Here is a 20,787-nt window from a genome sequence, read left to right on the forward strand (position 1 = left end):
GCGAAGGCACGCCGCGAAGTTGTCAGATACATCGAGGGCTTCTACAATCGCCGACGACTCCACTCCGCTCTGGGATACCGCACACCCCTCGAAGCACTGCGGGACCACGACGAACTCAGACTCGCGGCATAAGAAGACAGCAAACAAGGCGTCCGGAAAACGCGGAGCACCTCAAAAGCCCCAATCTCGCAGCCCCGCACGCCGGCGGCGGCCCACCACCGACTCTGACCAGCCCCGCACCAGCCACCCGCAGCCGCAAGCGCAACGCCCGCCGAAAGCACTCGACCCACTCGGGAACGCACGCCCGGCGAACCCGACCCGAGCACCCACCCCGCCCGCCGCTGCAGGTCGCTTTTTCGCCGACCAACACGCCCGCCTCGCCGGAAGCCCCAATCTCGCAGCCCCGCACGCCGGCGGCGGCCGGCCCGCCGACTCTGGCCAACCCCGCACCAGCCACCCGCAGCCAAAACCTCAACCTCCACGCCCCCGCCCCCAGCCCCCGCCCCCAGCCCCCCGCCCCCAGCCCCCACGCCCCCAACCCCCAGCCCCCCGCCCCCAACCCCCCAGTGGCCGGCGGCAGTCCGTGGTGAAGATCGATATCCGCCGTCGGGGTGGGTACGTTCCGCGGCATGAGATTTCTCCACGATCAGGTTCCGCCCCATGACCTCACCTACAGTGACGTCTTCCTCGTTCCTTCGCGATCCGGTGTGGGGTCGCGGCTCGATGTGGACCTGACCACCTCCGATGGGACCGGGACCACCATCCCCGTGGTGGTGGCCAATATGACCGCCGTGGCCGGGCGGCGGATGGCCGAGACCATTGCGCGGCGTGGTGGGCTCGCGGTGATTCCCCAGGACATCCCGGTGGATGTGGTCGCCGAGGTGACCGCCTGGGTCAAGCAACGCCACCTCGTGTACGACACGCCCATCACGATGTCGCCCACCGATACCGTCGGCGAGGCGATGAATCTGCTTCCCAAGCGGGCGCATGGGGCGGTCGTGGTGACCGAGAGTGGTCGGCCGGTGGGCATCGTGGCCGAGGCGGACTGTCTGGGGGTGGACCGTTTCGCGCAGCTCGCGCGGGTGATGTCCACCGAACTGCTCACGCTGCCCGACGGGGTCGACCCGCGCGAGGCGTTCGACCGGCTGCACGAGGGCCGGCACAAGCTCGCGCCGATCGTGGACGCCGACGGCCGACTGGTCGCCGTACTCACCCGCACCGGCGCGCTGCGCTCGACGTTGTACACGCCGGCCGTGGACGCCGCGGGCCGGCTGCGGGTGGCCGCCGCGATCGGCATCACCAACGACGTGGCGCACAAGGCGGCGAGCCTGATCGAGGCGGGCGTGGACACGCTGGTCCTGGACACCGCGCACGGTCACCAGGAGCAGATGCTCAAGGCGCTGCGCGCGGTACGGGCGCTCGACCCGCCCGTACCGATCGTCGCGGGCAACGTGGTCACCGTGGCGGGCGTGCGCGATCTGATCGACGCGGGCGCCGACATCGTCAAGGTCGGCGTCGGTCCCGGCGCGATGTGCACCACGCGGATGATGACCGGCGTCGGCCGCCCGCAGTTCTCCGCCGTCGCCGAATGTGCCGCCGAGGCCGCGCGGTCGGGGCGACACGTGTGGGCCGACGGCGGCGTCCGGTACCCGCGCGACGTGGCCCTCGCGCTGGCCGCCGGGGCTTCGAACGTGATGGTCGGCTCGTGGTTCGCGGCCACCTACGAATCGCCCGGGGACGCGTACCGCGACGGTGAGGGCAGGCTGTACAAGGAGAGCTTCGGGATGGCCTCGGCCCGCGCGGTCCGACTGCGCACCGCCACCGAATCCGCCTTCGACCGGGCCCGCAAGGCGCTGTTCGAGGAGGGCATCTCGTCCTCGCGGATGTACCTGGACCCGGTCCGCCCGGGCGTCGAGGACCTGATGGACTCGATCGGCGCGGGCGTGCGCAGCGCCTGCACCTACGCGGGCGCCCGCAACCTCGCCGAGTTCCACGAGCGCGCGATCCTGGGCGTGCAGAGCCCGGCGGGCTACGCGGAGGGCAAACCGCTGCCCGAGAGCTGGTGAGCCGTCGGCGGCGCGAACCTCCGCCCCGGGAGCGCGCCGCCGAGACCCCCTCCGTACGAAACGGATTGACGGCCGGGTGACACTCTTGTCATGACGCACGCCACCCGCACCGGCACCTGGACGATCGTGCCCACCCCGGTCGACTCGCCCGCGGCACTCGCGCTGCATCGCGAGTACTACGTCGAGGTCAGCGACCGCTACTACCGGTTGCACGAGGGCCGCGACTCCACCCCCGCCGAGATCGAGGCGGGCCTCGCCGAGACCACGCACGACGATCTCGTGCCGCCCGCAGGGGTGTTCCTGGTGGGCCGGTACGGCGACGAACCGGCCGCCTGCGCCGGAGTGCGGCTGCGCGCCGACGGCGCCGCCGAACTCACCCGCGTCTTCGTCCGCCCCGACGTGCGCGGCACCGGCGGCGGCCGGCGCCTGATGGCCGCCGTGGACGACGCCGCGAGGGCGTTGGGCGCCGAACGCATCATGCTTGACACCCGACTGGATCTGATCGAGGCGCGCACCCTGTACACCAGGACCGGCTACGTCGAGGTGCCGGCGCACAACAATTGCCGATACGCGGAGATCTGGTACGCCAAGGACCTCATCACCGACCGCACGCCGGAGCCGGCCGATCCGGCCTGAGCACACGGGCGGGAGCGCGGCGGCGGAGACGACGAGCGGGAGCGGGCATGACCAGCGACCAGGACGACAACTGGTACAACCTCGGGTGGGGGCCGTGGGACGAGAGGTTGGCGCTCCCGCAGGGTCCGCCGAGCGAACAGGACCGTGAGCAACAGGAGTTGCCCCGCACGCTGCTGGCGGCGACGGGCCCCGGGGTGGTGCAACGCGCCGTGTTCGACCCGGCGTTGAAGCAGTACGCCAGCGCGATGCGGGCCGGGGAGCCGCAGTTCGCTGCGCCCGAGGCCGCCGAGCGCTGGCACACCGCGCGCCGCCGCGCGATCGACCACGTGCTCGCCGCGATCGCGGAATCCCGGTGGGCCGAACACCTGGTGCTGCGCGGCAGCATGCTGCTCCGCGCGTGGTACGGCGACGCCGCCCGGGAACCGGGCGACCTGGACTTCGTCGTGGTCCCGGCCACCTGGGAACTGGCCGAGCCGCGCACGGAGCGGATGTTGGCCGGGATCGGGCGTGCCGCCGAGGCGCACGCGCGCGCGGCGGGCGAGGTGCGGATCGACGCGGCCGGCGCGGTCGACGACGAGATCTGGACCTACGACCGCGTCCCGGGCCGACGGCTGGTGTTGCCCTGGCGGGCCGACGGGCTGCCGTCCGGGACGGTGCAACTCGACTTCGTCTTCTCCGAGACGCTGCCCTCGCCGGCCGCGTACACCGAGGTGCCCCGGCACGACGGCACCGGCGGGCACCGCCTTTTGGCCGCCACCCGCGAGCAGTCCCTGGCCTGGAAGTTGTTGTGGCTGATCGCCGACGCCTACCCGCAGGGCAAGGACCTGTACGACGCGGTCCTGCTCGCCGAGTCGACGCCGCTGCGCGCCGAACTGCTGCACGCCACCCTGGTCGCGGCGGAACCGCACTGGGCCGGCCGGCGGGTGGCGCGCAGCGCGCTGGTCGACCAGGACCCCGACTGGAGCGAGTTCGCCAAGGAGTACCCGCATCTCGGCGGCTCGGCCGAGGAGTTCATGGAGCGCCTGCTCACCGCGCTGACCCCGGTCTTCGCCGAGGAGGCGGGCGGCCCGGCCGTCGACGGCTACACCTGGCGACTGCGGTGGCTCGCGCCGCTGCTCCCGGACGGTCGGCGCGAGGCGGCACACGGCGGGATGCCGGCGCTGGCGGGGTGGCTGCGCAGCCGCGCCCTCGGCCTGACCGAGAGCATCGTGGTCATCCGCGAGGTGGTCGGCCCCGAGCGCTGCACACCGGAACGGGCGGCGGCTGCATATGTGGCCGAACTGCCGTACGGGTCGAGCCAACTCGGCTACTACGAGCGTAATCCGGATGTTGTGCGCAACGCGTTGGAGGCGCTGCGGGAAGAGGTCTGACCGGGCCGGCATCCCTCCGCCGCCCGACCGCCCGACCGCCCGTCGAATCGCTCGGATCACCCTTCAGGAAGGACCATCGGTGAGCACCATCGACCCGTCCGTGGTCAAGGCCGTTTTCACGCTGGCGGATGCCGCCATCGTGCCCGTGCTCGTCGACCGGCTCGGGGACGAACTGGGGGCGGCACTGCGCTCGTTGCCCAGCGTGCCGGCGCCGTTGGCCGACGCGGTCCGGGCCGGGGGCGATCCGGTGCTGGTCGAGGCCGTCGAAGCCGTCGAGGCGCGCGCGGACCGGTCGGAGCCGCCCGTCGGGCGCCCGTTCGCGCCGGCGGGCTTCGCCGACCCGGCCGCCCCATCCATCCACACACCCCCCGACCCCCCGCCGCACGACCCCGTCGCCCGGGCCGCCCGGACCGACCTCACCGCCGAGGAACTGGACGCGCTCCTCGACCTGGACGACCCGCTCGTGGATGCCCGCCTGTTCGCCGGACCGGTTCTGGACCGCACGGAACGTGCCCGGCTGCTCGCGGGTGTGCGTCGCGACGGTACGGTCGGCCCGGTGCCCGCGGCGCTCACCGAACTGCTGTGGGCGGCCGAACTGGGCCGCTGCGCCCGGTGGCTCGCCGCCGGGATGGCCTCGGGCGACGCCGAGGTGGCCCGGATCGTGGTCAACCGCCTGCCGCTGCGCACCGAGGCCGGCCGACTGCGGCTGATCCTCGGGGTGTGGGCGCGGCACGGCCGGGACGAGGTGCGCCGCGTACTCGCCGAGGCCCACTTCCCGGCCGAGGCGCGGGCCGAGATCGAGGAGGCCCTGGGGCGCCACGACGGCCGCGCCGTCCTCGACGCGCGCTTGGCCGAGTCGGAAGCCCCGGAGCACATCGTGGAGTTCCTGTGCGCGGGCGACGACTCCGAGCAGCCCGACCGGGTCGACGGGATCCTCGACGACGGCGGCGCGATTCCGTGGCCGGAGCTGATCCGGGCGCACCGAACCACCTCGCTGCCCGCCGCGCTGCATGCACGGCTGGCCGAACTGCCGGACTGCCCACACGAGTTGCTGATCGCGCTGTTGGCCCAGGGTCTGCCGCGGTCGAGCCGCGACGACCGACCGTGGCTGCACGCGGCACTGGCCGCCGGCCGGCTGACCGGCGCCGACGTACTGGACCACGCCCGCCCGGCGGCGGTGGCGTTGTCGATCCTCGCCGGCACCGACGGACGTACGTCCCCGGACCGTTGGGCGTCGGGCGCGCCACGTGCCCGGGCGTACCTGCTGGCCGACCGTTATCTGGGGACGGACGTGGAGGCGTGGATCGTCGCGCTGCGGCTGTTCCCGGACTTCGCCGGCACCATCCCGGAACTCCTGGCCACCGCAGGCGCGGTGACGAGGGATCGGGCGGGCGCGGTCGGCTGATCGACGGCCGGCCCGGATCGGGTGGGTTCGCCGACGGCCGACCGCCCGCCCCCGAGCGCCCATCGGCGTCCGGCCCGGATCATCTCACCGAGCGGAGGAGTGCCCGGCGGAGACTGCGGTCGGCTCGCCGTCCGACCCCTCCCGATCCCGCTCCGCTTCCGTCTCGGCGCCGAGCAGGACCAGCTGCTCGTGCCCGTCGAGCAGGTCGTGCGCCCGCTCGGCGGCGGGCGTCCAGGACCCCCGGCAGGAGATCGGCGCGTCGCCGGCCCGCACGTGTCCGGGATCGTCGTGCCGCCAGACCGCGTGCGTCTCGGTCACCGCGACCCGACGCCCGCACACTCCGCAGGTGCCTCGTGGGCGGTGTGTGTTCATCCCCCCATGATGTCCGACAGGACGGACACCACCCGCCCCGACCGGCCCCGCCCACCGCCTCGACCGGCCTACCCGACCCGTCCGAGGCCCCGGAAAAATATCCGGCCGCGATCGGTCACAATCCCCGATTCGCATCCGTCAGTGAGGTGTCGGGCGGCAACGGGCCGCCGACCACGAGCCGACGACAACGAGCCGATCGCACCGGCGAGGCACCCGGCGGCAACGCCGCGGGACCACGCATCGCCGCGCGCCGCAGCCGAGGTCGGCAGATCGCGAATCGGAGCACAGCATGACCGGCAAGTCCTTCAAGAACGATATGTCGATGATGTTCATCTTCCACGACGCGCTTCGCCGCCAACTGGAACAGATCGCGCGGATCACCGCCGAGGCCGCGGACGATCCCCGGGTGATCCTCCAGGCGTCGGTCGGCTGGGAGCTGTTCAAGCGGTACCTGCACGTGCACCACGGCGCCGAGGACGACGTGTTGTGGCCCGCGATCCGGTCGGCCACCCGGAACCTGCCGGACCAGCTCGCGGTGATCGACGCGATGGAGACGGAGCACGCGATCGTCGACCCCGGCCTGAACGCCGTCGACGCCGCGCTGGCGGACCGCGAGGGCGGCCCGGAACGCCTGGCGATGATCGTCGAGCGCCTGGTCGGCGGCCTCGGCGGGCACCTCACGCACGAGGAGGACGAGGCCCTGGCGATCGTCGACGAGCACTGCACGCCCGAACTGCTCCGGCGATTCGGCGCCGAGCACCAGGTACGGATCGGGCCGGGCACCGCCGAATACCTCCCCTGGCTCCTCCGGGGCGCGAGCGACGAACACATCGCGATCGCCCTCGGCGTGCTGCCCGAACCGGTCCGCGCCGCCTACCACGCCGAATGGAAGCCGGCCTACGCCGCCCGCGACATCTGGGGCCCGAAGAACGGCTCCACCGCCGCATGACCCACACCCCGCACCGGTGCCGCAGCCCCCCGACACCCACCAGGGCCCATGCCGATCGACCGGGTGCGGCTCCGGATCACGGCGGTGATCCGGACCCCACCCGGCCAGGGCGGTACACCCACCCCAACGGTCCCCGGACCGTCGTACGCACCACGCCGTCGGCTACCAGCCCACGCGGAACGTCTGCCCCGTCTGCACGCCTTCGATGGAGCGTCGGTAGGCGAGCGCGGCGGCGGACACGTCGACCGGGGGAAAGCCGGGGAAGATCGCGTCGTAGATCTCGGCGGACTCGGTGAACACCGTCGGGCTGACCGAGTTGATCCGCAACCCGCGCGGGAGTTCGACGGCCGCGCCCCGGACGAACGCGTCGACGCCGCCGTTGGCCATCGAGGACATCGATCCGGTGCGGACCGGCTCGCCCGCCAGGATGCCGGTGATCAGCGTGAACGAGCCGTTGTCCGCGACCGCGTCGAGGCCGCGACGGACCAGTTCGACCTGTCCGAGCAGCTTGTTCAGCGCCGCGCTCACGGTGTCCTCGCGCGCGAGGTCGCCGATCTCCTTGAACGGCACACTGCCGGCGGTACAGGCGACCGCGTCGACGCGGCCGACCTGTTCGTACATCGCCGCGATCGACGCCGGGTCGGTGATGTCCACCGCCACGTCGGTGCGCCCCGTCCGCGACGCGGTGACCACGTCGTGTCGAGTGGCGAGCAATGTGGTGACCGCGGCACCGAGAGTGCCGGTGGCACCGACCACGAGGACCTTCACGACGACCTCCGACGCGGGATACGAACGAATACCGCTGCGATCCTCGCCGGTTCGCCGGGGATGGGCAAACGACGGATAAGACCGGCCCGGGGTTGCGAGGGTTCAGAGACGGGTGCCGGCCGCGACGAACATCGGGACGGCCACGAACGAGCGGTCCGCGTCCGCGCGTTCGTGTTGGTCGGCGATCCAGGCGCGGCACCGGTCGGCGGTGATCGTGCCGTGCGCCCGAGCCGATTCGGCCAGGCCGACGAGCAGGGGAAGCAGGGAACCGTCCACCACCACCCACGTATCCACCTCGACCCGGACGTCCCGGAACCCCGCGTCGAGCAGCAGGGCCCGGTAGCGGCGGGCGGTTCGGGGGCCGGGGACACGGTCGGCGCGGGCGTGTACCAGGGTGCGGGTGAGCGCCGGGTCGGCGGCGTCGACGAGGATGGTGTCCCAGTCCTGCCCGGTGAGTACGATCCGCCCGCCCGGTCGCAACACCCGCCGGGCCTCGGCCACCACGGCCGCCGGGTCGGCCGATTCGTGCAGGACCTTGTCCGCCCGGTAGCCGCCGAACGACCCGTCGGCGAAGGGCGGCGCGTGGGCGTCGCCGCGCCGGAACTCGCCGGTCGGATGACGGAGTTCGGCCGCCGCGAGCATCCGGGGATCGAGGTCCAGGCCGACCGCCCGTACCCCGCGTGCGGCCAATTCGGCGACCGCGAGCCCGGCGCCGCAGCCGACGTCCAGGACCGGCCCGGATGGGGCGCCCCCGTCGCCATCGCCATCGACATCGCCGCCGGCTTCGGCGAGCAGCGCATAGGTACGGGCACGCAGTCGTACCGCCTCGGGCCGCGCGTCCACGGCGTCGAGGCGGGCGAGGAGGCCGTGGTCGGGTTCGGTGGTCGGCGTATCGGGGCGGGCGTCGGGGCCCGACCGGTTCGTACTGGTCATGCCGACCACCGTGCGACTTAATGACGACATGAAGTCAACCCCCGACCCCGGACCGACCCTCGCCATCGGCGATACGGCCGCCCGCTTCGGACTCGCCGCACACGTACTGCGCCACTGGGAACACGTCGGCCTGCTCCGCCCCGACCGCGACGGAGCAGGCCGCCGCCGCTACGGCGAGGCGGACGCCGAACGGATCGCCGTCATCCTGCGCGCCAAGGAGGCCGGCCTGCCCCTGGACGACATCGCGGCCCTGCTCGCCGACGCCGACCCGCACGCCCGCCGAGCCACCCTTCGCCGCCGCCAGGCCGCCTTGGCGGCCGAACTCGCCCGCACCCGCGCCGCGTTGGACCTGGTCACGTGCGCCCTGTCCTGCACCCACGACGACCCGACCCACTGCCCGCACTTCCGGGACGCGCTCACCGACGCCGGCCCGGGCGCGGCCCGGGCCGGCTGTCACGAGGCAGCGCTCAGATGTTGAATCCCCCGTCCACTTCGATCGCGGTGCCGGTGACGTAGTCGCCGCCGGGACCGGCCAGGTACACGACGGTGCGGGCTATCTCGTCCGTGGACGCGAAGCGCCCGAGCGCGGTGTGGCCGCGCACGCCCTCGGCGTTCGGGCCGTCGGCGGGGTTGAGGTCGGTGTCGGTCGGGCCGGGCTGGATCACATTGACCGTGATCCCGCGCGGTCCCAGGTCCCGGGCCAGGCCCTTGGTCATGCCGACCACCGCGGCCTTGCTCAGCGTGTACAGGGTGAAGCCCGGGAAGGGGGTCCGCCCGGCGACGTTGCTGCCGATGGTGATGATCCGGCCACCGTCGACCATGTGTCCGGCCGCCGCACGCGAAGCCAGGTACGGGGCACTCACGTTGGCCGCGAGCGTCTCGTTCAGCTCGGCCGCGCCCAACTCCTCGATCGGGCCGAGCCGGAACACCGCCGCGTTGTTCAGCAGGATGTCCAACCGGCCGAACGTGGCGACCGTCTCGTCCACGGCCGCGACCACCGCGTCCGTGTCCACGGCGTCGGCGCGGATCGCCAACACCCGCCGTCCCAACGCCTTCACCTGCTCCACCACACCCGCCGCCGCGTCGACGTCGGACCGGTAGGTGAACGCCACGTCGACTCCGTGCGCGGCCAGCGCCCGCACCGACGCGGCCCCGATGCCTCGGCTGCCACCGGTGACCAACGCGACTTTTCCTTGGATCTCGTTCATGTCCCCAAGCCTGGCCGACCCCCCTCCGCGGAGCCGGCGGAAAACCGCCCTGGCATTTCGCCCGCTCCGACCGGCGTCAAACGTGTTTGATCAGGTCCCGCCCGACGCCCCTGACAGGATGGCCGGCTCCTCCCACAGTTCGTCGGGGATGCGCTCGGCGGCGAGGGCGACGGTGTCCGTGATCTGGGCCGCGCTCCGGGCGCCGACCACGATGGTGGCCACCGCCGGGTGTGCCGCGACGAAGCCGAGGGCCGCGGCGCGAAGCGGTACGTCGTACGCCTCGCAGACCTCGCGCAGCCGCAACGCCCGCGCCAGCAGGTCGGCGTCGGCGGGCGCGTAGTCGTAGGTGGCGCCCGGGCGCGGGTTGGCGAGGAGGCCGCTGTTGTAGACGCCGGCGCCCAGGACGGAGACGCCTCGGCGGGCGCACAGGTCGAGCAGGTCGGCGCCGGTGCGGTCGAGGAGGGTGTAGCGGCCGGCGAGCATGACGCAGTCGAGGTCGGTCTCGGCCACGAACCGGGCGGGCATCGCGCTCTGGTTCATGCCGACGCCGATCGCGCCGATCACGCCCTGGGCGCGCAGTTCGGCGAGGGCGGGATACGCGGCGCCGACGGCCTCGGCCCAGTGCTCGTCCGGATCGTGGATCAGCACGATGTCGATCCGGTCCAGCCCGAGCCGGTCCAGGCTCGCCTCGAGACTGCGGCGTACACCGTCGGCCGAGTAGTCGCGTACTCGGCGTCGCGTGGGCGTGTCGACGAACCCCTCCCCGGAGGTGGGCGCGTCGGGGTCGTCCACGAGGAGCCGACCAACCTTGGTCGAAACGGTGAACTCGTCACGCGGCCGCCCGCGCAGCGCGTCCCCGAGCCGGGACTCGGACAACCCGACGCCGTAGTGCGGCGCGGTATCGAAGTACCGAATCCCGGCCTGCCAGGCGGCATCCACGACCGCGCCGGCCGTCTCGTCGTCGACCGGCGCCCCAAGATTCCCCAACGGCGCGGCCCCGAGCCCCACTTCACTCACCAACACATCGGTCCCACCAACCACACGCAACTTCACAACCACACCTCCCGTTCCAACCCACCCCCGACAACCCAACCCACCCACGCCACCCGAGACCAGCCCGCCCCGCAGACCCGCACCGATCGAAGCCCAGTCCACAAACCGCCGCCGGGCACCTCGCCCAGCTCCAAGGACGACCCAACCATCTCAGCCCGCCCGGCCCCCAAGACCAACCCGCCCCGCAGACCCGCACCTGACCGAAGGTCAGTCCGCAAACCGCCGCCGGGTGCCTTGCCTGGCTCCGAGGGCGGGCCGACCATTTCAGCCCGTCCGGCGTTTGCGGACAAACGCGGCCGCAGGCCCGCGCCGGGTGCCTCGCCCAGCTCCGAGAGCGGGCCGACCATTTCAGCCCGTCCGGCGTTTGAGGACAACCGCCGGTCTCACGACGGCCGCAACCGCAAACCTTGCATACCGCCATCCACCGCCACCGCCGCCCCCGTGGTCGCGGAAGCGAGTGGGCTGGCCAGGGTGCAGATCGCGTAGGCGACCTCCTCCGCGCTGACCAACCGCCCCAGCGGCTGCCGGGCGTTGAGCGCGGCCCGCTCCCCGTCGGGATCGGCCGCGGCGGACAACAACCGCCCCACCCACGGCGTGTCGGCCGTGCCGGGATTGACGCAGTTGACCCGAATCCCCTCCCGCACGTGGTCGGCCGCCATCGCCAGCGTCAGCGCCTGTACCGCGCCCTTGGACGCCGAGTAGAGCGCCCGCTGCGGCAACCCCGCCGTCGCCGCGATCGAGCACGTGTTGACGATCGCCGCATGCGCGGAAGCCCGCAGGTACGGCAGGCACGCGCGCGTGACCCGAACCAGGCCGAGCACGTTGACGTCCAGGACCCGGTGCCACTCCGCGTCGTCGTTGTCCGCGACGGTCCCCGCGGCGCCGATGCCGGCGTTGTTGACCAGGATGTCCAGCCCGCCGAGCGCCACGCCGACCGCCTCGACGGCACGGACCACCGACGCGTCGTCGGTGACGTCGGCGGTGTGGCCGCCGAGTTCGCCCGGCAGGCCGGTGAGGTCGCGATCCAGCACGGCGACGGCCGCCCCGCGCGCGGCAAGCAGGCGCGCGGTGGCCAGGCCGATGCCGGACGCGCCGCCCGTGACCAGGGCCCGCAGGCCGGCGAATTCCTGATGGGTGCTCACGAGGCGGCTCCGACATGGGTTTCGGCGAGTTCGGCCGCCCGGTCGGCGATCCAGAACAGGCCGTCCGGGTAGCGGTAGGTGTCGATCGACGCGGGGTGCATCGTCGCGGAGAAGCCGGGCGCGGTGGGCGCGCGGTAGGCCCCGCGCTCGATCACCACCGGGTCGACGAAGTGCTCGTGCAGGTGGTCGACGTACTCGATGACCCGGTCCTGGAGCGTGCCGCTGACCGCGACGTAGTCGAACATCGAAAGATGCCGGACCAGTTCGCACAGCCCCACCCCGCCCGCGTGCGGACAGACCGGCACGCCGAACTTGGCGGCCAGCAGCAGGATGGCGATGTTCTCGTTGACCCCGCCGACCCGACACGCGTCGAGCTGCAGGAAGTCGATCGCCCCGGCCTGGAGCAACTGCTTGAACACGATCCGGTTCTGTACGTGTTCGCCGGTGGCGACCTTGACCGGGGCGATCGCGGCGCGGATCGCGGCGTGGCCGAGGACTTCGTCGGGACTGGTGGGTTCCTCGATCCAGTGCGGGTCGAACTCGGCGAGCCGGCTCATCCACGAGATAGCCTCCGCCACCTCCCAGCGCTGGTTGGCGTCCACCGCGATGCGGATGTCCGGCCCCACCGCCGCACGGGCGATCCGCAACCGACGCACGTCGTCCTCGACGTCCGCGCCGACCTTCAGCTTGATCTGACCGAAGCCCTCGGCCACCGCCTCGCGGCACAGCCGGGCGAGCTTGGCGTCGTCGTAGCCCAGCCAGCCGGGCGACGTGGTGTAGGCGGGATAGCCCTGCGCCCGCAACGTCTCGACCCGCGCGGCCCGACCGGGCACGGCACGGTGCAGGATCTCCAGCGCCTCCTCGCGCGTGAGCGCGTCGCCCAGGTAGCGGAAGTCGACCAGGTCGACGATCCGTTCCGGGCTCATCTCCGCCAGCAGCTGCCACAGCGGTTGCCCGGCGCGCTTGGCCTTGAGATCCCAGGCGGCGTTGACCACGGCCGAGATGGCCATGTGCATGACGCCCTTCTCCGGCCCGAGCCATCGCAGTTGGCTGTCACCGATCAGGGCGCGCGAGAACTCGCCCAGATCGTCGAGGAGTTCTTCGAGCGGCCGGCCGACCACATAGGGGCGCAGCGTCTCGATCGCGGCGACCTGCACATCGTTGCCACGCCCGATGGTGAACGCGAACCCGTGGCCCTCGTGCCCGTCGCCCGCGTCGGTGCGCAGGATCACGTACGCGGCCGAGTAGTCCGGGTCGGGGTTCATCGCATCGGAGCCGTCCAGTTCCCGCGAGGTGGGAAAGCGGATGTCCGCGGTGACGAGTTCGGTGACGCGGGGGACGGCGCCGGCGACCCGCCGGGGCGGATCATCGGAGTGGTGCGGGATCACGTGCGACTCCTCGGTTCTCGACCGTGCGACCCGATCGCCGAACACGGGAACGGGAATGCGCCCGAGCGGGGTGAAGGACGATCAGACATCCGATGTATACCCCGTTTCCGGTCGCTCGTCTACGATTCATCGGAGGGCTGACCCGGAAATGCCGTGTTTATGCTGCAATTATCCTTGAACAGGTCTGATACATCGGGTCAATGATGCTCGTCGAGAGGACAAAGGCGCCGATCACTCCGAATGACCCGCCGCCTCCCGCATCGACGCCGGGTCGACGCCCGGCCGGATACGGCTCGACGCGGCTCCGGCGCATCCGGCGCATCCGGCGCACCCCGAACCCGGACCCCTCGTCCTGCCGCATCGCCGACCGCTCGCGCCGCCGACCGCCCGCCCCGCAGGCTGTCCGCGCCTTTGGAACTCAGGCCATCCGCCGCAGCCACTGCTCGACCCCGCTCGTGTGCACCGTCGACCACGCGTGCGCCGCCGCCGCGTCGTGGTTCTCCAGGGCGTCCACGATCGAGTGATGCTCGCGGATCGTGCGCAGCCACGAGTCGTCCTCGGTCAATCCGCGCCAGATCCGGGCACGTGTGGTCGGGCTCGACAACGTCTCGAGGAGCGAGCACAACACCTGGTTGCCGCTGAACACGGCGATTTCGTGATGGAAGCGCAGATCCTGCTCGATCAGCGCCTCGTGCCCCGCGTCCGGACTCGGCGCGTCCGCGAGCGCCCGCAGCTTGGCGATGCCCTCCGCGTCGATCCGCTCGGCGGCCAGCGCGGTCGCCGCCGGCTCCAGGATCCGGCGTACCTGGAGGAAGTCGAGCACGCTCTTGTCGTGGTGGAAGTCGACCACGAAGGAGATCGCGCCGAGGAGCAGATTGGGCTCCAGGCTCGTCACGTAGGTGCCGTCGCCTTGGCGCACGTCGAGGATCTGGATCAGCGACAGCGCCTTGACCGCCTCGCGCAGCGAATTCCGGGACAGGCCGAGCTTCGCGGCCAAGTCGGCCTCCTTGGGCAGCTTCTCGCCCGGCTGAAGCTCCCCGGAGACGATCATGCCCTTGATCTTGTCGATGGCTTCGTCTGTGACCGCCACGCGATGACCCTTCCAGAGATCCGATGACTCCCCAGTATGGCGGGTCGGCCCGTACATGGACAGGGCCGCCCGCCGGCCCGCGCGGGACCGGGGGCGGGGAGGGTCGAATCGGGTTGGGTCCGGCGCCGATCCGCGGCACCACCGGACCGGGGAAACCGGGTACCGAGGGCGGCAGCGTCGCGATCCGGTCGCCGTCCCGGCCGGTACCGGTCGGTGTATCGCGCCGGGACCCCGTCAGCCGTCCGATCTTCCTGCGTACTCCGCGGGCGGGTCCCGGAGATCGCGTCGCCATGCGTCCGGGTGTCCGGGATCGCTCAATCGTGCCCTGCGCCGAGCGCCGCGATCTCGGCCGGCGACGCGTTGCCCCCGGAGCACATCACCGCGATCCGACGCCCCGCGAACCGGGCCGGGTGGGTCAGTACGGCGGCCAGCGCCGCGGCCCCCGCGCCCTCGGCCAGGGTGTGGGCGTGGGTGGCGAACAGTCGCTGGGCGACGGCGATGTCCGCGTCGGAGACCAGCAGGAAGTCGGCCAGCCCCTGCCGCAGCAGCCTTTGCGGCAGGGCGAATCCGCGGCCGGTGGCCAGTCCGTCCACGACGGTGGTGTTGGTGCGCGTGACGCACGTGCCGGCGCGCCAGGAGTCGTGCGCGGCCGGCGCGGCGGCGGACTGTACGCCGATCACCCGGCAGTTCGGGGCGAGTTCGGCGGCCACGAGGACGGCGGCCGCGGCGCCGGTGCCACTGCCGATCGGCACCACGATCGCGTCCAGGTCCGGTCTGGCGGTACAGATCTCCAGGTACGCGGTGCCGACGCCGGCCACCAGGGCCGGGGTGTCGCCGGGGCTGACGAGGAGGGCGCCGGTCTCGTCCGCGTACCGCTCGGCCCGTCCCTGTGCGCCGGCCATGTCCGCGCCGTGCAGCACCACGTTCGCCCCGAGCGCGCGCACCGCCCGCACCTTGGCCGGGTTCGCGCCGGCGGGCATCACCACGGTGCCGGTCACGCCGAAGGCGGCACACGCGTAGGCGATCGACTGCGCGTGATTGCCCGTCGAGTAGGTGACCAGGCCGCGGGCCCGTTCCGCCGGGTCCAGGCCGGCGAGCAGGGTCAGGCCGCCCCGCACCTTGAAGGCGCCGACCGGCTGCACGTTCTCGTGTTTGACGTACACCTCGGCGCCGGTGGCCGCGTCGAGCGCGGGATAGGACCACATCGGGGTCGGTGGGAGATGACCGGCGAGGAGATCGCGGGCGGCGAGGATGTCGGCGAAGGAGGGAGGGGGCGGCGGTGTGGGCGTGGGCCGGGGAGTGGGGGCCGGAGGGGGAGCGGTCGGGTCGGCTGTCATGGGGCCATCCTCCGGTGTTGCCGATTCATCGGTCCAATGCCACTTTTATGGGTCATCCATCGATGGCATCGATATATTGGCCGCATGCTCGACGTCACCCGACTGCGTGTGCTCGCCGCCGTCGCCCGCTACGGGTCGGTCACCGACGCGGCCCGGGCGCTCGGGTACGCGCAGCCCTCGATCAGCCACCACCTGTCGCGCCTGGAGGCGGAGACCGGCGGTCGGCTGATCCAGCGGGTGGGGCGCGGGATCCGGTTGACCGACGCCGGGCGCATGCTGGCCGAGCGGGCCGAGGAGATCCTGGGACGGCTCGACGCGGCCGAGGCGGAGTTGGCCGCCCATACCGGGCTGCGCGCGGGCCGGGTGCGCCTGGCCGCGTTCCCCTCCGCGCTCGGCACCTTCGTCCCGCGCGCCGCCGCCGCGTTCGACGCCGCCCACCCCGGTGTCGAACTGCGCCTCGTCGAGGCCGAACCGCCGGAAGCGGTACGGCTGTTGCGGGCCGGCGAGGTGGACGTGGCGGTGCTGTTCGCGCATCCGGGTACGGTGCCGGCGGACGACGACGGGCTGCGCCGCACCCGGTTGCTGGTCGAGCCGATTCATTTGGTCACGCCGCTCGACGTGGCCGGTGACCGGGTCGCGGACCACGCCGAGCGGCGCTGGATCACCGGCTGCGAATGTTGCCGTACGCAGTTGGTCCGCTCGTGCGCGGCGGCCGGATTCGTCCCCGACATCGCGTTCACCACCGACGACTACGTCGCCGTCCAGGCATTGGTCGCCGCCGGCCTCGGGGTCACCACGCTGCCGGGGCTGGCCCTGGCCGCGCAGCGCAACGCGGCGGTGCGGACGGTGCGGCTGGCCGATCAGGTACGCCTGGTGCACGCGGCGGTACACGGCGCCGCACCCGATCCGGCGCCCACGGCCGCGTTGCTCGCGGAACTGGGCCGCGCGGCGGCGGGGGTGTTGGCCGAGGGGTGATGGGCCGGGACGCGGCCCGGCCGCCGGGATGGGGTTTCCCGGGGTCGGGCCGCTTGCGGGGGCGTGGTTCAGGTGGTCGAGGCGTTGTTGGTTTTGTGGTTGGTTCCGGCATCCGAGTCGGCATCGGCAGGTGACGGCTCGGGAGCGGCGTCGGCGTCGGCCTCGGTGCGCGGCCCCGGGACGGTCGGATCGGGCTGTGCCCGCCGGGCCCGGAATTCGAGGTACACGGCCAAGCCGAGCAGTGCCAGGCCGAGGAGCAGCGCGACCAGCGGACCCACGACGCCGAGCAGCCACAGGGCCTGCGCGCCGTCGGCGGCGATGTCTGCCAACTCCGCGCGCGAGGCCGGCGTGGTGGTCATCTCCAGCCGGACCACCGGGAAGACCTCGGTCGGGGTGCCGTTCGCGGTTACGGCGGTCGCGGTGACCGACTGGGTGGATTCGAGGTCCACCGTGGTGCCCGTTTCGCTGTCGACCCAGCCGGTGAGGTCGGTGGTCGACGTGTACGCGAGGGGCGTGGGATCGGCGCCGCCGGTCAGATCGGCGGGCCGATTCGGGAACGCGACGCCGGCCAGGCCCTGCACGGCCGCCTTGGGCATCGCGGGCGGCAGCGAGCGCAGCGTGTCCGGATCGGCGAGCGGGCCGCTCGTGCGGATCGAGAACACGTACGTCTCGCGGCCGGCGCGTTGTTCGGTGCGGATGTACGTGGCCGGGACGGTGGTCCGGGTCGGCGAGTCCCAGAACGGATAGTTCTTCTTCTTCGGCTCCAACGGGAAGCCTGCGGTCAGACCCTTGTGCGGATTGGCGCGGACACCCTCGGGAGTGGACCGCTCCAGCAGCGTCTTGCGGTCCACCGCCCAGCGGTTGTCCACATCGGTCAGGGTCTGCTTCTGCGGCCCGGACACCACGGTCCGGTCGCTCAGCACGATCGTCGAACCGGAGGTGTGCACGGCGTGCACGTGCCGGTCCACCTTCACCGGCAGGTCGCGCACGATGGCCCCCGACAGATTGCCCGCCTGCAACGCCTGGGGATCCAACATGGTCATGCCGCCGGCGAAGTGCATCGTGAAGTCGGCGTCGTCGGGCACCTGGTGCACGGCGGGCAGCACGGCGAACCGGGTCACCGCACTCGCCGTCACCAGCAATGTGGCGGCGGCACCGAGATACCAGGACGTCTTTCTCATCAGACCAGCCTCCGCAGGTCGCCAGATGGCCCCGGGAGGGCCGGATGTCCCCCCGTCGCGTCGGCGCACGCGACCTGTTGGCCCGTACCCCACCAGGATTCGCCACGGATTGCGCCAGATACCACGATTCCTGCCTCAGTACGGTTGGTTCGTGGTATATCGGGCGTGCAAGTTGTCGCGCGCCTCACTTGAACCCGCTTTCGCCGAGCCGCCGTTGCGGTTGCCGTTGTGGTCGGCGCTGTGAGTGCCGCTACATGTGTCGTGGCAAGGTGCGTTGCGAGTGCCGCTGCAAGTGGCGCTGCAGGTGTCGCTGCAATTCCCCGAACGTGCCTTCATGCAGAGTCTGTTGCAGCTCGCCATGCAAGTCCCAGGTCAGAGGCCATTCTTGACGCCCCATCGGAAACATGAACAACTCTTGGTCGTCCGCCGGGTCGCGATGTGCAAAAGTGGACGAAAGGGTGAGCCGTTCAATCCGACCGAGCCCCGCAGAGGTGGTGCGATCATGCTCGTGGTCTACGAACTGTGCGCCGAATACGTCGAATCGGCAGCACCCGCCGGAGCCGCCGGGGACGACACCGCCACCCCGGTCAAGCTCTGGCACATGATCCGCGACGCCGGCACCGACGCCCTGTGTGGCCGCGCCCTCCGGCCGCACGCCGAAACCAGGTCGGATCTCGAATGGGGCACCATCCACCCCGTCTGCCACACGTGCGGTGCTCTCTACCTCCGCCAGGTGCCCTGACGCCGCCGGCTACCGGTCGAAGCCCGAGGGCCGGCGCGGCTCTCGGGGCGCCGGGGGTTGATACGCCCTTACCTTATGGGAATTTGCGTACAGCCTGAAGACGCATCGCTCGCTGTACGGTTCCGCGACAACGAGCCGCCGGGGACGGGCGCGGCATCGGGTGTTCGTACATGTCGGATCGATCGAGCCGCCGGGGGAGTCCGGGGGTTTCGGCGGCATGCGCGTTTCCGGGGCGCGTTGTGGCGTCGTGCCGAGTGGCGCGACGGGGTGGACACGAATGACAGGGGTGCATGTGGCGAATGCCGATGTGGTGGCTCGTGCGCGAGTCGCGCTGTTCGACGTCGAGCGGTTGTCGGCGGAGCGATTGGTCGGGATCTACCGGGTGTTGGGGGAGGTCGACGGGCCGCGCCACTACGCGCGACGGTTGGCCGTGGCGTTGCACACGACCGGGCACGTCTTCGCCCGGCACGGGGCCGACATGGGGCTCGCCCTCGGGCGGCTGACCGAGGCGATCGAGTTGTGCCGGGGGTTGGATCCGGCCGAACACCGGGACCGCGACGCGGTATTGCGGGGACTGCTGGCCACCCACCAATGGGCGCTGTACCGCTACGGGCGGCGCCGGGAGGCACTTGCCGTCCGACGCGAACTCGTCGCGCTCGCCCGCGCCGGAAGGGGTGACCGCCGGGCCCTGGCCGAGGCGCTCCTGGAACTCGCCGTCGGACTGGTCGAGGACGGACGGGACGACGAGGCCGAGTCGTTGTTCGCCGAGGCGGTCGCGGTCGCGGCCGGGCCGCGGCGGGACTACCGGTCGACGGCCGACCGGCACTGGTACGTCACCGCCTACGCGGGCCACCTCGCCACGCGCGGCCGCTTTGCCGAGGCGGCGGAGGTGTACGCCCCACTGCTCGGTGGCGGCGGCAACCGCGATGACGGCGACAGCGACCCCGCCGTCGCTGTCGACGCCACGCCGGACGACCGTCGGGTGCCGATCCTGCTCTACGGCGCCCACCTGTCGGCCGCCGCGCAACGGCGTGCGGAGGGGCGGGCGGTGTTCGCGCGTGCCGTGAAGGTGTATCGCCGAGGTGTCGATTCGGGCCTGGTTCGGGGCCCGGCCCGTGGGTCGTTCCGCGGTTCGGTGCACGGCCTGCGCCACGACCGACTCGCCCACCACCCGGCCGCCTTCGGCGCCGCCGACGAGCCGGCGGATGTCGCGCACGCCACGACTCGCGACCACTGGTCGCCGACGCGCCTGGATCGGTACGTCAACGCCGAAACCGCGCTTCGTGGTGCGCTCGACGCGTCGACGACCGGCGCCGCCGAACGCCTCGTGCTCGAACGTCGGCTCAACGTCCGGGCCGCGTTCGCGTACATGCGGCGGGCGGACGTGATCGATCGGTTGTTGCCGGCCTTCGCCAAGGCCGTCGACCACGCGCGGGCGTTGGCCGTCGCCGATCCGGAAGCCGGTACGCCGTTGCTGGTCCGTGCCCTGACCGACCATGCCCTGCTGTTGGCCACAGTGGGTCGGGCGGCCGAGGGTGTCGCGGACCTCGAGGAGGCGGGCGCCCTGTACGGGTGACGGTGAACGGCGGCGGTCGGGTTCGGTCCGGGAGTCGTTCGGCTCCCGGACCGGGGCCGACCCTACCGAACGGCCAGGCCCTCGATTTCGATCAGCATGTCCGGGTCGGAGAGGGCGGTGACGCCGACCAGGACCGTGGCCGGGCGGCAGTTCTCTCGTTCCAGGCGGGTGGTGATCACGTCGAAGTGGCCGACGACGGCGGCGACGTCGAGCGCGAAGTAGCGCAGTTGCACGACGTCAGTGAAGGTGAAGCCGGCCTCGTCGAGTGTTTCGGCGATTCGGTCGAAGGTGGTCTCGATCTGGCCGCGCAGATCCCGTACATGCACGATCGCACCGTCGGGCCCGCGGGATTCGTGACCGGCCAACACCAGCCATCGATCAGGTCGGTCCACCGAGACGGCCCGGTTGTAGCCGAGTCGATCGCCGAACATTCGAGGTCCGATGTCCTGCCTGTGCATCGCATCATCCTTCGCCCATGAGCCCGGAGGTTGGCAAAAGCCGGCTAAACGGTGCAAATTGCCCCATCGACTTTAACCAACTTCCATGCTCACCCCCACCGAACACGCCGCCCGGTCCGAGATCCCCGCATCGGTGCC

Annotated in this window: 20 protein-coding genes and 1 pseudogene; 10 read left to right on the forward strand and 11 right to left on the reverse strand. The window is 72.1% G+C overall.

Going from position 1 to position 20,787, the window contains the following annotated elements:
* The 5 genes and pseudogenes from ACFRCG_RS32945 to ACFRCG_RS32965 form a co-directional block, all read left to right on the forward strand.
* Positions 1–132, forward strand: a pseudogene (locus ACFRCG_RS32945) (IS3 family transposase); the annotation flags it as partial.
* A 497-nt stretch (positions 133–629) separates the two neighbouring features.
* A complete protein-coding gene (locus ACFRCG_RS32950; RefSeq protein WP_380038251.1) occupies positions 630–2,066 on the forward strand; it encodes a GuaB1 family IMP dehydrogenase-related protein in 1,437 nt (478 codons plus the stop codon).
* A gap of 90 nt (positions 2,067–2,156) precedes the next feature.
* On the forward strand, positions 2,157–2,702 hold the full coding sequence (locus ACFRCG_RS32955) for a GNAT family N-acetyltransferase (RefSeq protein ID WP_380038253.1): 546 nt from the start codon (positions 2,157–2,159) through the stop codon (positions 2,700–2,702).
* A 47-nt stretch (positions 2,703–2,749) separates the two neighbouring features.
* Complete coding sequence (locus ACFRCG_RS32960) at positions 2,750–4,072, forward strand: nucleotidyl transferase AbiEii/AbiGii toxin family protein (protein ID WP_380038255.1); 1,323 nt, start codon at positions 2,750–2,752, stop codon at positions 4,070–4,072.
* 79 nt (positions 4,073–4,151) lie between these two features.
* Positions 4,152–5,477 (forward strand): hypothetical protein, encoded by a 1,326-nt coding sequence (locus ACFRCG_RS32965; RefSeq protein ID WP_380038257.1) that lies wholly within the window; start codon positions 4,152–4,154, stop codon positions 5,475–5,477.
* 84 nt (positions 5,478–5,561) lie between these two features.
* Here ACFRCG_RS32965 and ACFRCG_RS32970 read toward each other — a convergent pair whose 3' ends face one another.
* Positions 5,562–5,849 carry a hypothetical protein gene (locus tag ACFRCG_RS32970; RefSeq protein ID WP_380038259.1) on the reverse strand — a complete coding sequence of 96 codons (288 nt, stop codon included), beginning with the start codon at positions 5,847–5,849 and terminating at the stop codon, positions 5,562–5,564.
* Positions 5,850–6,138: 289 nt separating this feature from the next.
* Between ACFRCG_RS32970 and ACFRCG_RS32975 the strand changes: the two genes are divergently transcribed.
* Positions 6,139–6,798, forward strand: a complete 660-nt coding sequence (locus ACFRCG_RS32975) for a hemerythrin domain-containing protein (RefSeq protein ID WP_380038261.1) — start codon at positions 6,139–6,141, stop codon at positions 6,796–6,798.
* A gap of 162 nt (positions 6,799–6,960) precedes the next feature.
* Here ACFRCG_RS32975 and ACFRCG_RS32980 read toward each other — a convergent pair whose 3' ends face one another.
* Complete coding sequence (locus tag ACFRCG_RS32980; RefSeq protein ID WP_380038263.1) at positions 6,961–7,566, reverse strand: short chain dehydrogenase; 606 nt, start codon at positions 7,564–7,566, stop codon at positions 6,961–6,963.
* 102 nt (positions 7,567–7,668) lie between these two features.
* The gene (locus tag ACFRCG_RS32985) at positions 7,669–8,499 is read right to left on the reverse strand and encodes a methyltransferase domain-containing protein (RefSeq protein ID WP_380038265.1); all 831 of its coding nucleotides are present in this window, start codon (positions 8,497–8,499) and stop codon (positions 7,669–7,671) included.
* Positions 8,500–8,527: 28 nt separating this feature from the next.
* On the opposite strand from ACFRCG_RS32985, the gene ACFRCG_RS32990 reads away from it, so the two are divergent.
* On the forward strand, positions 8,528–8,977 hold the full coding sequence (locus ACFRCG_RS32990; RefSeq protein ID WP_380038267.1) for a MerR family transcriptional regulator: 450 nt from the start codon (positions 8,528–8,530) through the stop codon (positions 8,975–8,977).
* Here ACFRCG_RS32990 and ACFRCG_RS32995 read toward each other — a convergent pair.
* The 6 genes from ACFRCG_RS32995 to ACFRCG_RS33020 all read right to left on the reverse strand — a co-directional run bounded on the left by ACFRCG_RS32995 (position 8,967) and on the right by ACFRCG_RS33020 (position 15,717).
* Positions 8,967–9,707 (reverse strand): SDR family NAD(P)-dependent oxidoreductase, encoded by a 741-nt coding sequence (locus ACFRCG_RS32995; RefSeq protein WP_380038269.1) that lies wholly within the window; start codon positions 9,705–9,707, stop codon positions 8,967–8,969. The two genes, ACFRCG_RS32990 and ACFRCG_RS32995, sit on opposite strands and share 11 nt — an antisense overlap.
* A 90-nt stretch (positions 9,708–9,797) precedes the next feature.
* Complete coding sequence (locus tag ACFRCG_RS33000; RefSeq protein ID WP_380038271.1) at positions 9,798–10,760, reverse strand: aldo/keto reductase; 963 nt, start codon at positions 10,758–10,760, stop codon at positions 9,798–9,800.
* A 383-nt stretch (positions 10,761–11,143) separates the two neighbouring features.
* On the reverse strand, positions 11,144–11,902 hold the full coding sequence (locus ACFRCG_RS33005) for an SDR family NAD(P)-dependent oxidoreductase (protein WP_380038273.1): 759 nt from the start codon (positions 11,900–11,902) through the stop codon (positions 11,144–11,146).
* Positions 11,899–13,290: an L-fuconate dehydratase gene (locus ACFRCG_RS33010; protein ID WP_380038275.1), complete on the reverse strand. Its 1,392-nt coding sequence runs from the start codon at positions 13,288–13,290 to the stop codon at positions 11,899–11,901. Before ACFRCG_RS33010 ends, ACFRCG_RS33005 begins: the two co-directional genes overlap by 4 nt.
* Positions 13,291–13,708: 418 nt before the next feature.
* On the reverse strand, positions 13,709–14,380 hold the full coding sequence (locus tag ACFRCG_RS33015; protein WP_078979967.1) for a FadR/GntR family transcriptional regulator: 672 nt from the start codon (positions 14,378–14,380) through the stop codon (positions 13,709–13,711).
* A gap of 314 nt (positions 14,381–14,694) precedes the next feature.
* Positions 14,695–15,717, reverse strand: a complete 1,023-nt coding sequence (locus tag ACFRCG_RS33020) for a threonine/serine dehydratase (protein WP_380038277.1) — start codon at positions 15,715–15,717, stop codon at positions 14,695–14,697.
* Positions 15,718–15,801: 84 nt separating this feature from the next.
* On the opposite strand from ACFRCG_RS33020, the gene ACFRCG_RS33025 reads away from it, so the two are divergent.
* The gene (locus tag ACFRCG_RS33025) at positions 15,802–16,692 is read left to right on the forward strand and encodes a LysR family transcriptional regulator (RefSeq protein WP_380038279.1); all 891 of its coding nucleotides are present in this window, start codon (positions 15,802–15,804) and stop codon (positions 16,690–16,692) included.
* A 68-nt stretch (positions 16,693–16,760) separates the two neighbouring features.
* On the opposite strand, the gene ACFRCG_RS33030 is transcribed toward ACFRCG_RS33025, so the two are convergent.
* Positions 16,761–17,873, reverse strand: coding sequence for a porin PorA family protein (locus ACFRCG_RS33030; RefSeq protein WP_380038281.1), 1,113 nt, complete (start codon positions 17,871–17,873; stop codon positions 16,761–16,763).
* Between the two features lie 280 nt (positions 17,874–18,153).
* Between ACFRCG_RS33030 and ACFRCG_RS33035 the strand changes: the two genes are divergently transcribed.
* Together ACFRCG_RS33035 and ACFRCG_RS33040 are read left to right on the forward strand one after the other, a co-directional pair.
* Positions 18,154–18,615: a hypothetical protein gene (locus ACFRCG_RS33035; protein WP_380038283.1), complete on the forward strand. Its 462-nt coding sequence runs from the start codon at positions 18,154–18,156 to the stop codon at positions 18,613–18,615.
* Positions 18,616–18,892: 277 nt separating this feature from the next.
* Positions 18,893–20,191 (forward strand): hypothetical protein, encoded by a 1,299-nt coding sequence (locus ACFRCG_RS33040; RefSeq protein WP_380038285.1) that lies wholly within the window; start codon positions 18,893–18,895, stop codon positions 20,189–20,191.
* Between the two features lie 62 nt (positions 20,192–20,253).
* Here ACFRCG_RS33040 and ACFRCG_RS33045 read toward each other — a convergent pair whose 3' ends face one another.
* The gene (locus tag ACFRCG_RS33045) at positions 20,254–20,649 is read right to left on the reverse strand and encodes a Rid family hydrolase (RefSeq protein ID WP_380038287.1); all 396 of its coding nucleotides are present in this window, start codon (positions 20,647–20,649) and stop codon (positions 20,254–20,256) included.
* Positions 20,650–20,787 lie beyond the last annotated feature (138 nt).

Origin of the sequence: Embleya sp. NPDC056575, assembly GCF_042793325.1 — a bacterium.
GTDB lineage: Bacteria > Actinomycetota > Actinomycetes > Streptomycetales > Streptomycetaceae > Embleya.

Bases quoted from the DNA above. Each gene is read 5' to 3' on its own strand.
- ACFRCG_RS32995 (WP_380038269.1), bottom strand. From the start codon at position 9,707: ATGAACGAGATCCAAGGAAAAGTCGCGTTGGTCACCGGTGGCAGCCGA.
- ACFRCG_RS32985 (WP_380038265.1), bottom strand. From the start codon at position 8,499: ATGACCAGTACGAACCGGTCGGGCCCCGACGCCCGCCCCGATACGCCG.
- ACFRCG_RS33030 (WP_380038281.1), bottom strand. From the start codon at position 17,873: ATGAGAAAGACGTCCTGGTATCTCGGTGCCGCCGCCACATTGCTGGTG.
- ACFRCG_RS33045 (WP_380038287.1), bottom strand. From the start codon at position 20,649: ATGCACAGGCAGGACATCGGACCTCGAATGTTCGGCGATCGACTCGGC.
- ACFRCG_RS33020 (WP_380038277.1), bottom strand. From the start codon at position 15,717: ATGACAGCCGACCCGACCGCTCCCCCTCCGGCCCCCACTCCCCGGCCC.
- ACFRCG_RS33040 (WP_380038285.1), top strand. From the start codon at position 18,893: ATGACAGGGGTGCATGTGGCGAATGCCGATGTGGTGGCTCGTGCGCGA.
- ACFRCG_RS33025 (WP_380038279.1), top strand. From the start codon at position 15,802: ATGCTCGACGTCACCCGACTGCGTGTGCTCGCCGCCGTCGCCCGCTAC.
- ACFRCG_RS32970 (WP_380038259.1), bottom strand. From the start codon at position 5,849: ATGAACACACACCGCCCACGAGGCACCTGCGGAGTGTGCGGGCGTCGG.
- ACFRCG_RS32960 (WP_380038255.1), top strand. From the start codon at position 2,750: ATGACCAGCGACCAGGACGACAACTGGTACAACCTCGGGTGGGGGCCG.
- ACFRCG_RS32990 (WP_380038267.1), top strand. From the start codon at position 8,528: ATGAAGTCAACCCCCGACCCCGGACCGACCCTCGCCATCGGCGATACG.
- ACFRCG_RS32955 (WP_380038253.1), top strand. From the start codon at position 2,157: ATGACGCACGCCACCCGCACCGGCACCTGGACGATCGTGCCCACCCCG.
- ACFRCG_RS32950 (WP_380038251.1), top strand. From the start codon at position 630: ATGAGATTTCTCCACGATCAGGTTCCGCCCCATGACCTCACCTACAGT.
- ACFRCG_RS32975 (WP_380038261.1), top strand. From the start codon at position 6,139: ATGACCGGCAAGTCCTTCAAGAACGATATGTCGATGATGTTCATCTTC.